Annotated in this window: 13 protein-coding genes; 5 read left to right on the top strand and 8 right to left on the bottom strand. The window is 64.6% G+C overall.

Translation table 11 applies throughout. From position 1 onward, the window contains the following. Positions 1–54 precede the first annotated feature (54 nt). The 3 genes from BJ6T_RS16935 to BJ6T_RS16925 form a co-directional block, all read right to left on the bottom strand. A complete protein-coding gene (locus tag BJ6T_RS16935) occupies positions 55–1,842 on the bottom strand; it encodes a chloride channel protein (RefSeq protein ID WP_014493665.1) in 1,788 nt (595 codons plus the stop codon). A 13-nt stretch (positions 1,843–1,855) separates the two neighbouring features. Next, positions 1,856–2,503 carry an L-fuculose-phosphate aldolase gene (locus BJ6T_RS16930; RefSeq protein ID WP_014493664.1) on the bottom strand — a complete coding sequence of 216 codons (648 nt, stop codon included), beginning with the start codon at positions 2,501–2,503 and terminating at the stop codon, positions 1,856–1,858. A gap of 177 nt (positions 2,504–2,680) precedes the next feature. Next, entirely contained in the window at positions 2,681–3,307 is a 627-nt protein-coding gene (locus BJ6T_RS16925; protein ID WP_014493663.1) for a MarC family protein, read from the bottom strand. A 145-nt stretch (positions 3,308–3,452) separates the two neighbouring features. Here BJ6T_RS16925 and BJ6T_RS16920 point away from each other — a divergent pair, with 145 nt between their 5' ends. The 4 genes from BJ6T_RS16920 (at position 3,453) to BJ6T_RS47250 (ending at position 7,157) form a co-directional block, all read left to right on the top strand. Continuing rightward, entirely contained in the window at positions 3,453–4,022 is a 570-nt protein-coding gene (locus BJ6T_RS16920; RefSeq protein ID WP_014493662.1) for a YciE/YciF ferroxidase family protein, read from the top strand. Between the two features lie 188 nt (positions 4,023–4,210). Next, on the top strand, positions 4,211–4,594 hold the full coding sequence (locus BJ6T_RS16915) for an Hsp20/alpha crystallin family protein (protein WP_014493661.1): 384 nt from the start codon (positions 4,211–4,213) through the stop codon (positions 4,592–4,594). 8 nt (positions 4,595–4,602) lie between these two features. After that, positions 4,603–6,996, top strand: a complete 2,394-nt coding sequence (lon, locus tag BJ6T_RS16910) for an endopeptidase La (protein ID WP_014493660.1) — start codon at positions 4,603–4,605, stop codon at positions 6,994–6,996. Between the two features lie 5 nt (positions 6,997–7,001). Next, positions 7,002–7,157 carry a hypothetical protein gene (locus BJ6T_RS47250; RefSeq protein WP_167541697.1) on the top strand — a complete coding sequence of 52 codons (156 nt, stop codon included), beginning with the start codon at positions 7,002–7,004 and terminating at the stop codon, positions 7,155–7,157. Positions 7,158–7,229: 72 nt separating this feature from the next. Here BJ6T_RS47250 and BJ6T_RS16905 read toward each other — a convergent pair whose 3' ends face one another. The 5 genes from BJ6T_RS16905 to BJ6T_RS16890 form a co-directional block, all read right to left on the bottom strand. Continuing rightward, complete coding sequence (locus BJ6T_RS16905) at positions 7,230–7,532, bottom strand: HU family DNA-binding protein (RefSeq protein WP_014493658.1); 303 nt, start codon at positions 7,530–7,532, stop codon at positions 7,230–7,232. A 355-nt stretch (positions 7,533–7,887) separates the two neighbouring features. Next, entirely contained in the window at positions 7,888–9,120 is a 1,233-nt protein-coding gene (locus BJ6T_RS16900) for an acetyl-CoA C-acetyltransferase (protein ID WP_014493657.1), read from the bottom strand. 274 nt (positions 9,121–9,394) lie between these two features. Then, entirely contained in the window at positions 9,395–10,858 is a 1,464-nt protein-coding gene (locus BJ6T_RS16895) for a GH1 family beta-glucosidase (RefSeq protein ID WP_014493656.1), read from the bottom strand. A gap of 113 nt (positions 10,859–10,971) precedes the next feature. Continuing rightward, the gene (locus tag BJ6T_RS47245; RefSeq protein WP_014493655.1) at positions 10,972–11,124 is read right to left on the bottom strand and encodes a hypothetical protein; all 153 of its coding nucleotides are present in this window, start codon (positions 11,122–11,124) and stop codon (positions 10,972–10,974) included. Between the two features lie 181 nt (positions 11,125–11,305). Further along, the gene (locus BJ6T_RS16890) at positions 11,306–11,713 is read right to left on the bottom strand and encodes a hypothetical protein (RefSeq protein ID WP_014493654.1); all 408 of its coding nucleotides are present in this window, start codon (positions 11,711–11,713) and stop codon (positions 11,306–11,308) included. Positions 11,714–12,062: 349 nt separating this feature from the next. On the opposite strand from BJ6T_RS16890, the gene BJ6T_RS16885 reads away from it, so the two are divergent. Beyond that, complete coding sequence (locus BJ6T_RS16885) at positions 12,063–12,626, top strand: DinB family protein (RefSeq protein ID WP_028170520.1); 564 nt, start codon at positions 12,063–12,065, stop codon at positions 12,624–12,626. Positions 12,627–12,634 lie beyond the last annotated feature (8 nt).

The raw sequence follows: 12,634 nt of genomic DNA, 5'->3' as shown, positions 1-12,634 counted from the left end.
GGGGCCATGGCCCCCTCCCCCAATACCTCTCTCGACCCCGAGGCCGCAGACCTCTTACGACAGCGCCCCGAGCACGCCGCGCGTCGCCTTGTCGATCTCCTCGACATAGCGGCGGCGGGCAAACGTCTCGGTCAGGAAGCCGACCACCTTGCGGCTATCGGTGGAATCGACCACCGCCAGCATCTCGGCTTCCGCCTCGTCGAACACGGCCATCGCCGACTTCACGTTCATTTCCGGGATCAGCACGATCTCGGTCAGGCGGGCGAGCTCGATCACCTGGATGTCGTCGGCGATGGTGTCGAGATCGCTGGAGAACAGGTCGGGCAGCAGGACGAGGCCGACATATTCGTCGGCATTGTTGACGATGACGATGCCGGGCCGCGAGCCCAGCGCGAATTCACTGCGCACGGCGGCGATCGTCGTGGTCGACGGCACCTTGCCGACGTCGGAGCGCATCAGCCGCTCGACCGTGAGGTTGCGCAGCCAGCCGACGTCGTTGGCGCTGCGGATGGTCTCGCCGCGCAGATGCAGGCGCCAGGTCGAGAAGGAATGGCCGAACATGAAGCGGACGCAGATCGAGGTGACGATGCAGCCGGCCAGCACCACGGCGGTGACGTCGACATTGCGGGTCATCTCGAGCACGAGGAACGACATGGTCAGGGGACCGCCGACAATGGCGACGCCGAGCGTCGCCATGCCCGTCAGCATTGCCACCAGCGGGTCGATCACGAATTCCGGGCTGATGAGCAAAAGAACCGCAGCGAAGAACTTTCCGATCAGGCTGCCGACGAACAACGAGGCAAAGAACAGACCGCCACGGAAACCCGAGGCGAGCGAGATCAGGCAGGCCGTCACCTTCAAGGCGATGATGATCGCGATCAGGCCGATCGTCATGTCGTGAAACAGATCCAGCACCATGGCGCCGTGGCCGGCCGCGAGCACCTGCGGCGTCACGATGGCAAAGCTGCCGACGATAAGGCCGCCGATCACCGGGCGCAGCCAGACCGGCAGCCAGACAAACAGGCGCTCGAACATCGAAGACGACCGCATCACCGCGATGCCGACGCCGCTGGTAATGAGCGCAAGCCCGATCAATGCCAGATATTGCTCGACGCCGACCGCGCTGACCTTCGGTATTTCGATAGAGTACGGCGCGCCGCCGAGCCATTGCGCGGTCAGCGCGCCGGCAAGCGAGGCCGCCAGGATCGGCGCGGCGCTGCCGACCGAATAGACGCCGACGATCAGCTCGCAGGCATAGAAGGCGCCGGTGATCGGCGCGCCAAACGCCGCTGCGATCGCAGCGGCGGCGCCGCACCCGACGATCAGGCGCAAATCGTTGCGGCGCAGATTGAAGAACTTGCCGAACAGAGAGGCGATGCCCGAGCCGATCTGGGTGTAGCCGGCCTCGAGGCCGACCGAGGCGCCGCAGCCGTTCGAGATCAGCGTCTGGCTCGACACCACCATGCTGTCGCGCATCGACAGATTGCCGCCGCGCAGCGCGTTCGCCTCGATCGGGTCGACCGCGTTGGAGATCTTCAGCCGCCGCCGCCACCATTCCATGATACCGAGCGCCAGTCCGCCCAGCGCGGGCGCGCTCAGGGCCGCCCAGGGGCTGACCCGGGCGTGGGCGGACAGGCGAACGTCGACGGGAATGCCGTAGATCACCATATGGGCAATCTGTGCAATCTCGGCCATCAGCGTCACGATGGCGCCGGTAAGCGTGCCGATCACAAGCGCCAGCGGGATCAGGTAGAACTCGTTGCTGCGCAAGAGCGCGCGCAGGCGAACCATGACGCGGTTCGATCCCTTGCGATCGGCGATGTGTCTGATCCGCGCGAACACCTTCTTGCCCGCCCTACCCTTCCGACATGCCGTAGCCGGCCATGCGCTGGCGGACCCGTTCGATCTCGGCACTCGACAGCAGCGGCGGTTTTCCGATCTGGAGGCAGCCGTGATACTGCCGCGCCAGCGTCTCGACCTCGACGGCGAGCCACATCGCCTTGTCCAGCGTCTTGCCGACCGCGATCATGCCGTGATGGTCGAGCAGGCAGGCGAGCCGGCCCTCCAGCGCCCGCAGCGCATGCTCGGACAACTCCGCCGTTCCGAAGGTGGCATAGGGCGCGCAACGGATACTGTCACCGCCGGCGGCTGCGATCATGTAGTGCACGGGCGGAATCTCCATGCCCATGATCGCCAGGATGGTGCAATAGGTGGGATGGGCGTGGACGACGGCGTTGACGTCGGGCCGCGATTTCAGGATGTCGCGGTGGAAGCGCCACTCACTGGAGGGCTTCTGACCGGGGGCATGGGAGCCGTCCATCGCCATCAACACGATCTGGTCGGGCGTCATGGCGTCATAGGGCACGCTGGTCGGCGTGACCAGAAGCCCGTCTGCATGCCGGACGCTGATATTCCCTGATGTGCCCTGGTTGATGCCGAGCGCGTTCATGCGGCGGCAAGCGTCGATTATGGCCTGTCTCTTGTCGAGCTCGTCCGCTGTCATCGATATCTCGACTTCTTGGCGATGGGCGTTTGTTAGACCGGGAGTACGTCAAAGCAATGTGGCAGTGCAAGCGAAAGCGACCCGGATCAGCTACCGTCTTGCCGGCAGCCTCGCCAAGCCACGAAATATCACTTGAAATCAATAAATTAGCAGATTTACGCAGGTCGAGGGCAACCCCTAGGGCAGGCTCGCCCGGACGGCCGCGATCCCGTTGATCACGAACTGCACCGAGTAGGCTGCGAGCAGCATACCGAGCACGCGTGAGAGCACGGCATTTCCGGTGCGCCCGAGGGTGCGCGCGATCAGGCTCGCGGAGACGAAGCACAGCATGCAGAGCATGCAGACGGAGACGACGACCGCGATGATGATCGCGAGCTTGGCCCCATAGCCGGCATTGCCCGTCAGCAGCAGCGTGGTCGCGATCGCGCCGGGACCGGCCATCATCGGGATGGCCAAGGGAAACACCGCGACGTCGGAGGCATGCTCCGAGGTCGCCTTGTCGGCCTCGCGCGCCTCGCGATGCGGACGGTCGCCGAAGATCATCTGGTAGGACACGCCGAACAGCAGCAGTCCGCCGGCGATCTGGAAAGCGGGGATGCCGATCCCGAGCTGGCGCAACAGCCAGTTTCCGGCCAGCGAGATCACCACCAGGATCGAGGCCGCGATCAGCGGCGCGCGCAGGGCGATCGTGCGCTTGACCTTGTCGGGCATGCCTCCGGTCGCGGCGAGGAAGGCCGGCGCAAGGCCGACGGGATCGACCACCAGCAGCAGCGTCACGAAGGCGGACAGGGCGAAGTCGAGCATGCGGGTGGGTCTCGCGCGAGGTGCAGCCGCAATCCATAACCGCTGGAGGAGGCCTTCGCGAGGAACATTTGCCTTCGCAGAGTCTTGGTCGCGCGAGGATTGAGGAGGGCATCGCCCTTCCCGTGTCACCTCAAGAGGAGGATTCATGGCTAAACGAGCAAAGAAGCGTGCGAACGCGAAAAAGACCGCGGCGCGCCGTCCGCGTCAGGCACCGAAGATGTTGAGCGACCTGTTCCTGGAGACGCTGAAGGACATCTATTTCGCCGAGAACAAGATCATCAAGACGCTACCCAAGATGGCCAAGGCCGCGCATTCCAAGGACCTTGCCGCAGCCTTCAACAAGCATCTGCGCGAGACGCAGGGCCAGGTCAAACGGCTCGATCAGATCTTCAAGATGCTGGGCAAGCCGGCCCGCGGCAAGCCCTGCGAAGCGATCAACGGCATCACCGACGAGGGCGCCGAGATCATGAAGGATTTCAAGAACGCCCCTGCCCTCGACGCCGGCCTGCTCGCGGCCGCTCAGGCCGTCGAGCACTACGAGATCTCCCGCTACGGCACGCTCCGCACCTGGGCCGAGGAGCTCGGCATGCCGGACGCGGCAAGGCTGCTCCAGGAGACGCTGGACGAGGAAGAGGCGACCGATCACACGCTGACCGAGCTCGCGACCTCGGTCATCAACCTCGAAGCGGAAGAGGAGTACCGCGCCGCGGCCTGATCAGCGCGACGCGCCCAACTGTTGCCTTCGATGCCGCGGAATATCCCCGCGGCGTCGAAGCGTGCGACTACAAGGGCCTTTTCCGGTTGGAGAGGCCAGGCATGCTCCAAACGCGCGATGCTGGAATTTTGGGGAACCGTCCCCATATGCTCGTTTTCCAACCGCAGCGCCTTCCCCGAGTTTTTGCCATGCAACCCAAAAATCCCCTCGACTGGATGCTGTCCGAAGCCCTGGACTCGCTGACCCGCGCCGAACGGCTGCGCCAGCAGTTCGGCCGCCAGGAAGCCTGCTGGGAGCCGCCGATCGACGTGCTCGAGACCGAGCATGAGCTTTTGATCCTGGTCGCGCTTCCCGGCGTCAATCCCGACAACGTCGAGACGGTGATCCTCGACGGCGTGCTCGTCATCTCCGGCCAGCGCACGCTGCCGCCGGAGCTTCGCAACGCCCGCATCCACCGGCTCGAGCTGCCGCAGGGCCGCTTCGAGCGGCGCATTGCGCTTCCCGTCGGCCGCTACGCCATCAGCCGGTTCGTGATGGACGGCTGCGTCGCGCTGCGCCTCGCCAAATCCTGAGGTCGATCATGGCCACCGAACAGATGAATACCGCACAAACCAATTCCCAGAATAATCCCGACGTGAAGATTCCCGAAGACGCGCTGATCGTCATCCCGGTGCGCGAGATGGTGCTGTTTCCCGGCGCCATCGCGCCGATCGCGATCGGCCGGGCGAAGTCCATCGCCGCCGCGCAGCAGGCGCTGCGCGAGCAGCGGCCGGTCGGCATCGTCCTGCAGCGCAGCCCCGAGATCGAGGAGCCCGGGCCTGATGATCTCTACCGGGTCGCGACCATCGCCAACATCGTGCGCTACATCACCGCGCCCGACGGCACCCATCACATCGTCTGCCAGGGCGTGCAGCGCGCCCGCATCCTCGACTTCCTGCCGGGGACGCCGTTCCTGGCCGCGCGTTTCCAGCAGATCCCCGAGCCGACCACGAGCTCGCCCGAGATCGAGGCGCGCGCGCTGAACCTGCAGCGCCAGGCGATCGAGGCGATCGAGCTGCTGCCGCAGGCGCCGCCCGAGCTGGTCGCGATGTTCCAGAGCACCACCGCGCCCGGCGCGCTGGCGGACCTGGCGACCTCGTTCATGGACATCAAGCCGCAGGACAAGCAGGAGGTGCTGGAGACCATCGATCTCGCACTGCGCGTCGAGAAGGTGTCGAAGCACCTGGCCGAGCGGCTGGAGGTGCTGCGCATCTCCAACGAGATCGGCCAGAAGACCAAGGCCTCCTTCGACGAGCGGCAGCGCGAGGCGATCCTGCGCGAGCAGATGGCGACCATCCAGCGGCAGCTCGGCGAAGGCGACGGCAAGGCGGCCGAGGTCGCCGAGCTGACGGCTGCCATCGCCAAGGCCAACATGCCGCCGGAAGCGGAGGCGCACGCCAAGAAGGAGCTGCGCCGCTACGAGCGCATGCCGGAGGCTGCCGGTGAATCCGGCATGGTCCGCACCTATCTCGACTGGCTGATCGAGCTGCCGTGGGCGCTGCCCGCGGAGAAGCCGATCGACATCAAGGAAGCACGCCGCATCCTCGACGCTGATCACTTTGGCCTGGAGAAGATCAAGGGCCGGATCATCGAATATCTGGCGGTGCGCAAGCTCGCTCCGCAGGGCAAGGCGCCGATCCTGTGCTTCGTCGGTCCGCCCGGCGTCGGCAAGACCTCGCTCGGCCAATCCATCGCACGCGCGATGGATCGCCCGTTCGTGCGCGTCAGCCTCGGCGGCGTGCATGACGAGGCCGAGATCCGCGGCCACCGGCGCACCTATATCGGCGCGCTGCCCGGCAACATCATCCAGGGCATCAAGAAGGCCGGCACGCGGAACTGCGTCATGATGCTGGACGAGATCGACAAGATGGGCCGTGGCGTGCAGGGCGATCCCTCGGCCGCCATGCTGGAGGTGCTCGACCCCGAGCAGAACGGGACGTTCCGGGACAACTACCTGGCCGTGCCGTTCGACCTATCGCGCGTGGTGTTCATCGCGACCGCCAACATGCTGGACCAGATTCCGGGTCCGCTGCTGGATCGCATGGAGCTGATCAGCCTCGCCGGCTACACCGAGGAGGAGAAGCTGGAGATCGCGCGCCGCTACCTGGTGCGGCGTCAGCTCGAGGCCAACGGCCTGACGGCCGAGCAGGCCGAGATCGAGCCGGAGGCGTTGAAGCTGGTCGTCAAGGGCTACACCCGCGAAGCCGGCGTGCGCAACCTCGAGCGCGAGATCGGCAAGCTGTTCCGCCATGCCGCGGTGCAGATCGCCGAGGGCACGGCTGCCAAGGTCGTGGTGAGCCCGAAGGACATCGGCATCGTGCTCGGCCAGCCGCGCTTCGAGGGCGAGATTGCGCAGCGCACCAGCATTCCGGGCGTGGCCACCGGCCTTGCCTGGACGCCGGTTGGCGGTGACATCCTGTTCATCGAGGCCTCGCGCGTGCCCGGCCGGGGCGGCATGATCCTGACCGGTCAGCTCGGCGACGTCATGCGCGAGAGCGTGCAGGCTGCGATGACGCTGGTGAAGAGCAAGGCCACGCAGCTCGGCATCGATCCGTCGGTGTTCGAGAAGAACGACATCCACGTTCACGTGCCGGCGGGCGCAACCCCGAAGGACGGACCGAGCGCGGGCGTTGCGATGTTCACGGCGTTGACGTCCCTGCTCACCAATCGCACGGTGCGCAGCGACACGGCGATGACCGGCGAGATCTCGCTGCGCGGTCTGGTGCTGCCGGTCGGCGGCATCAAGGAGAAGGTGGTGGCTGCGGCCGCTGCCGGGTTGAAGCGGGTGATGCTGCCGGCGCGCAACAAGCGGGACTACGACGACATCCCGAAGAGCGCGCGGGACAACCTCGAATTCATCTGGCTGGAGCGCGTCGACGAGGCCATCGCCGCAGCGCTCGAGCCGGCCGATGCCAAGGTCGAAGCGGCGGAGTGAAGGCGATGAAGAAACTGCTGGAAAAAGCGAGGCGATCACGGAAGACGCAGCGGCTGCGTCAGCTGCTCGACCGTGCGATCGACCGGGTTCGCGATGCGCTGGCGGCGCCTGGGCCGCGACTTCAGCCTGTTCCGGTCCGGGCGAAGCGCCGCAAGGGTTGAGCCCTCCGTCTCAAGCCCTCGCGGCAGCCCCAAACAAAAGGCCCCCTCCTAGCCGAGGGGGCCTTTGCGTTGTTAGCCCACCGCGTCCTTGGCGGCCTTGACCGGGCGGGCGCGGACGATCTTCCGGGCCGGCTTGGCCTTGAACATCATCTCTTCACCCGTGAACGGGTTGGTACCCTTGCGCGCCTTGGTCGCGGGCTTCTTGATGACCACGAACTTGGCGAAGCCCGGCACCAGGAACAGGCCGTTCTTCTTGAGCTCCTTGTGACCGACGTCGGTCAGCGTCTCCATGACGCTCTTGACGTCACGCTTGGAAAGCTCGGTGGCGGTCGCAATCTTTTCGATCAGCTGCGATTTGGACATTTGGGTTGGCATCGTGTCTCCTCTGATTCGTTGCCGGTTGCATATTAGACCAACCGTTGAAGGCCCAGAGCCTTCTGCACAGTTTTGTCGCGATTTTACGGGCTTTTTTGGCCCCCTGGGGCAAAAAACCCTGCTTTTCAGCGGCTTCCAGAGCGGAAGGAGCCTCCGGCAGCGGTTTTTGCCTTGTTTCAAAGGCCCGCACGCCGCCTTGCTAAAGCTGATTCGCTGCTTTCGACAAGCGACGACCGGCCTCTTTGTGAAAGGCCGGTCGCGATTCACCCTGAAAAATAAGGCTAGATCGTCGTGTGCGACGTCTCAGCTACTCTTTCACCCTGTTTTTACGGGGGCGCGGCGAGCTTCGCTCGCGCTAGATACGCTCGATGATGACGGCCGGAGCCATGCCGCCGGCGGCGCACATGGTGACGAGACCGCGCTTCAGGTCGCGCCGTTCGAGCTCGTCGAGCAGGGTGCCGATCAGGATCGAGCCGGTGGCGCCGATGGGATGGCCGAGGGCGATCGAGCCGCCATTGACGTTGACCTTGGCGCGGTCGAGCTTGAGGTCGCGGATGTACTTTTCCGCCACCACCGCAAAGGCCTCGTTGATCTCGAACAGATCGATGTCGTCGATTGAGAGCCCCGCCTTCGCCAGCACCTTGCGCGTCGCCGGCACCGGCGCGTTCAGCATCAGGGTCGGCGAATCCCCCATGTTGGCCATCGCGACGACGCGCGCGCGCGGCTTCAGGCCGTGCGCGCTGGCATAGGCGGGCGATGCGAGCAGGATCGCGGCGGCACCGTCGACGACGCCGGACGAATTGCCGGCGTGATGCATGAAGTCGATGTTCAGGTCCGGATATTTCTGCAGGATGAGGCCGCGATAGGTCGTGCCCTTGTCGTCGAGCGCAAAATCGGCGATCGCGGGGAATGCGGGCTTCAATGCACTCAGCCCTTCCATCGTGGTCTGCGGCCGCGGATACTCTTCATGGTCGAGCGCGAGGCTGCCGTCCTCGCGATGCACGGGCACGAGGCTGTTCTTGAAGTGGCCGCCGGCAATCGCCTGCGCTGCGCGCTTCTGGCTTTCGAGACCGAGCGCGTCGACGTCGCTTCGCGTGATGCCTTCCAGCGTCGCGATCGCGTCGGCGCAGACGCCCTGATGCGACTGCGGATGCCGCGCACGCAGGCGCAGATTGCCGCTGTCCATCATCATCGGACCGCCGCCGCGGCGTCCTTCCATCGACATCATCTCGCAGCCGCCGGCGATGACGAGGTCTTCGGTTCCCGACATGATCGAGGCCGCCGCCATGTTGACGCTGGTGATGCCGCTTCCACAGAAGCGGTCGAGCGTCACCGCGCTGGCGCGCACGTCGTAGCCGGCATCGAGCGCCGACATGCGGCCGAGGTCGCCGCTTTGGGTCGCGACCTGCGCGCTGCAGCCCCAGACGATGTCGTCGACATCGGCGGTGTCGATGCCGGTGCGGTCGGCGAGCGCGCGCAGCACGGTCGCGCCGAGCTGCTGCGGATGAATGCCCGAGAGTGCTCCCTTGCCGGCCTTGCCTACGCCCCGCGGGGTCCGGCAGGCATCGATGATCAGCGCGTCAGCCATTGGCGTTGTCCTCTTGTTTATGGGTGTTGATGTCGTTTCTGAATCAGGGGAAAGGTGGAGTCAACGTGCGGTGCCGCGCGGCCTCCTTGCAAAAAACTGAAAAACAACCCCATGCACAGTAGAAGCGCGGGTTCCGCATGAGGCGCGGCGATACCGGTGAAGCGATTGGCTTGTCAGGCTAAACGGCCGTGGCCGCGCGATCTTGCGTCACCTCGCCCCGCCTGCGGGAAGAGGTCGGATTTTACGCGCGGAAATCCGGGAGAGGGAGAGAAAGCTACGCCCCCGCCGCGTTCTTCGCGATCACGTTGCGGTAGAAGGTCGCGCTGAGCTTCGGCGTGCGCACCTGCGTGTCGAAATTGACGTGATAGAGCCCGAAACGCTTGTTGAGCCCGAACACCCATTCGAAATTGTCCAGCAGGCTCCAGAGGAAGTAGCCGCGCACCGGCACGCCCTCGGCGGTGGCACGCTGGAGCTGGGCGAGATAGTTGCGCAGGTACATGATGCGGTCGGTGTCGTAGATCTTGCCGTCGGGCGTCACCACGTCGTCGCCGGAGGTGCCGTTCTCGCTGATGTAGATCGCATCTGTCTTCCAGATCTTTGCGGCCAGCTTCGGCACCCAGTAGATCGTCTCCGGCGCGACGCGGAGCCAGTTCGAGTTCATGTGCGGGAACGATTTCGGGATCGGCAGCGGCATGAAGCCCGCGCCCTGGTCGGAGGGCACCACGTAGTTCTGCGGCGCGTAGATATTGAGACCGAGGAAGTCGACCGGCGAGGAGATGATCTTCAGCTCGGCGTCGGTGTATTTCGGCGCATCGGCGCCCGCGTATTTCAGGAAGGCGTCGGTATACCGGCCCGTCATGATGACGTTGAGATAGCCGGCATTCATCTCGCGCAGCGCGATCTCGGCCGCGCGGACATGCTCTGGCGTGTCGATTGCAGGAACGCAGACGTCGATATTCTCGGCCGGCCCGACCCTGGTGCCGCGGCGGCCGTGCGCTCGCACCGCCTGTACCGCGAGCCCGTGCGCGAGCGCGCTGTTATGCCTGACCTGGTTGACCTCGGCTTGCGGCAGCGTCACGCCGGGCGCGTCGATGCCGAGGCCATAGCCGAACTGGACGAAACGTCCGCTCTCGTTCAGCGTGAACACGTTCTTGACGCGATCGGTCAGGCGCTCGGCGACATAGCCCGCATAGTCGCCAAATATCTTGCAGGTCTCGGTCGAGCGCCAGCCGCCGAAGCGATCCTGGAGCGATTGCGGCAGGTCCCAGTGATAGAGCGTCAGCCACGGCTCGATGCCGTTCCTGAGGAGCTCGTCGACGAGACGATTGTAGAAGTCGAGCCCCTTCGGGTTCGGCTTGCCGTCGCCGTCCGGAAACACCCGCGGCCATGCCACCGAGAAGCGGTAGGCCTTGCAGCCGAGCTCCTTGATGAGCGCGATGTCCTCCTTGTAGCGGTGATAATGCTCGACGGCGCGATCGCCGGTGGTGCCGTCCTCGATCTTGCCGGGGATGCGCACGAACTTGTCCCAGATCGAAGCCCCCCGCCCGTCGACGTCGACCGCACCCTCGACCTGATAGGACGAGGTCGCCGTGCCCCAGACAAAGCCCGCCGGAAAGCCGTCCATGCCTCGCGGCGCCGGTGCCGGCTTAACCTCAGCGGCCTCCAGCGGACTGGCGATTCCGGCTGCGGACAATCCCGCCAGCTTGGCAAACTGGCGACGCGAAACCTTGTCCGACATTGATACTGCCCCTTGAGACGATTGTTGCGGCGGCACAATGGCGTGTCGGAAGCTGCTTGAAAAGCGGGAGTTCCGGGACTTGCGGATGCAAAAATGCAGAAGAACGCCCGGATTTACCCCCTGCCCTTCTTTTTGCCTTTCACGTCCTGAGCCGCACCGAAGCACGCCAGCTGCGAATTGATCACAGCTCGCGAGCCCAGACCATCCACCACGAAGTCGCGGTCTTTGCCGTTGGGCGGTATGATCTTCAGCTTCGCGCTGCGCAATGCGTCTCGTGAATGTCTGCGAACCCTGCACCTACAGGGTCGGGCGTGCCTACCAGCAGAGGATGGTTCGGAGCGATCTCGGCGAAAACTCGGCTATCGGCCGCACAAGCTGGCGACGCCAAGCCTTGTCCGACATGATGCTGCATTGAACCGGGCACGCCGAGCGCCCCGGCTCGCTCGATCAGCGCGAGCGCTTGGGCAATTTCGGAAGCTTGTCGGGATTGAACGCGGGTACCTGCTCGGTTCGCTCACGCGCGGGCGGCTGCTGTTCCGTGAGAATGAGCGTCCCCTGGAGGATCATTCCCGGCATCTGCGCTGCCTTCGCCGTGTAAGTCGCGACCTTGCCGGGGCAGTTTCCCTCGATGTCCAGCGTGAGTTCGTCGTCGATGCCGAAGACCGTTGCACGTCCGTCGGTATGACGCTTCGTCGACACGGTGGCAGTGAAGCGATCTCCATCGACCTTGCAGGAGCCGTGATAGGTCATCAGGCTGTCGCAGCCCCAGATTTGTCCGTCTGCGACATGGACGATCCCGGTACCCTGGTCCAGTGGTGTCTTGTACCACGCCGCGTAGGTGCCGTCCTTCAGCATGGGAGCAGTCTCCCTTGACATTCCCTCGCGAATAATCCGCATGATCAGCGCTAAGAAACGGTTAATCGCGCGGCCCGTGCGAATCCGGTCTGTCCCTTCGCAACTCGGCTTCCAGTTCCTCGATGATGCTGTGAAGCAGACATGCGGCAAGCGGATCGGTGACTTCGCGCTCCAGAAGCTTGTAACGCGCGATCTGGAATTCCTGCTCTCGCAACTGGTGCTCTGTCATCGGACGGGCCCTCCGGCAAACCTACCCGGAAACAGCCAAGTCGTTTCGTTACAATTTTCAGATCATTTGCTATGGTTTCTGATCGGTAAAGGCGGCGCCAAGCAGGTCGAGGGGTTTGCAATGTCGATTGTTCAAACCTATCGCGCCTTCGCCTACAACAATGCCTGGGCGAACCACCGATTGCACCGCGCGTGCGCCGAGCTGGGCCAAGGCGAATTTGAGGTCGAGCGGACGGGCTTCTTCCCGAGCCTGCAGCGGACGTTGAACCATATTTATGTCGTTGACCTCCTTTACGTCGATGCACTCGAGGGCGGATGGCTTGGGCCGAAGGCCTGGGAGGATCCGATCCCATTTCCGGCTCTTGCAGGGCTCTCGGAAGCTCAAGCATCGATCGACCGCCGCTTCATCGGCGTCTGTGATGCTCTGACGCCCGCCTCGTTGAACGAAGACGTGCGGATCAATCGAGATCCTGGTGTCCAGATAGAGCGACGCGACCGGCTGCTGATGCATCTCATTCAGCATCACATTCACCACCGTGGGCAGGCGCACACGATGTTGTCGGGAACGCGCGTCAAGCCGCCGCAACTCGACGAGTTCTTTTCAGCTGCCGAAGCGCCGTTGAGGGCATCCGAGTTTGCCGATCTGGGCTGGACGGAGGAAACCGTTTGGGGGCCGCCCAACTGAGCGGGCGC

Origin of the sequence: Bradyrhizobium japonicum USDA 6, assembly GCF_000284375.1 — a bacterium.
Classification (GTDB): domain Bacteria; phylum Pseudomonadota; class Alphaproteobacteria; order Rhizobiales; family Xanthobacteraceae; genus Bradyrhizobium; species Bradyrhizobium japonicum.
This window is presented reverse-complemented; position numbering and strand designations above follow the sequence as displayed.

What these genes read in the sequence shown, in the direction of transcription:
- BJ6T_RS16890 (WP_014493654.1), bottom strand. Translation starts at nt 11,713, where the DNA reads ATGCTGAAGGACGGCACCTACGCGGCGTGGTACAAGACACCACTGGAC.
- BJ6T_RS16895 (WP_014493656.1), bottom strand. Translation starts at nt 10,858, where the DNA reads ATGTCGGACAAGGTTTCGCGTCGCCAGTTTGCCAAGCTGGCGGGATTG.
- lon (WP_014493660.1), top strand. Translation starts at nt 4,603, where the DNA reads ATGGCCACCGAACAGATGAATACCGCACAAACCAATTCCCAGAATAAT.
- BJ6T_RS16915 (WP_014493661.1), top strand. Translation starts at nt 4,211, where the DNA reads ATGCAACCCAAAAATCCCCTCGACTGGATGCTGTCCGAAGCCCTGGAC.
- BJ6T_RS16905 (WP_014493658.1), bottom strand. Translation starts at nt 7,532, where the DNA reads ATGCCAACCCAAATGTCCAAATCGCAGCTGATCGAAAAGATTGCGACC.
- BJ6T_RS16925 (WP_014493663.1), bottom strand. Translation starts at nt 3,307, where the DNA reads ATGCTCGACTTCGCCCTGTCCGCCTTCGTGACGCTGCTGCTGGTGGTC.
- BJ6T_RS16900 (WP_014493657.1), bottom strand. Translation starts at nt 9,120, where the DNA reads ATGGCTGACGCGCTGATCATCGATGCCTGCCGGACCCCGCGGGGCGTA.
- BJ6T_RS47250 (WP_167541697.1), top strand. Translation starts at nt 7,002, where the DNA reads ATGAAGAAACTGCTGGAAAAAGCGAGGCGATCACGGAAGACGCAGCGG.
- BJ6T_RS16885 (WP_028170520.1), top strand. Translation starts at nt 12,063, where the DNA reads ATGTCGATTGTTCAAACCTATCGCGCCTTCGCCTACAACAATGCCTGG.
- BJ6T_RS16930 (WP_014493664.1), bottom strand. Translation starts at nt 2,503, where the DNA reads ATGACAGCGGACGAGCTCGACAAGAGACAGGCCATAATCGACGCTTGC.
- BJ6T_RS16920 (WP_014493662.1), top strand. Translation starts at nt 3,453, where the DNA reads ATGGCTAAACGAGCAAAGAAGCGTGCGAACGCGAAAAAGACCGCGGCG.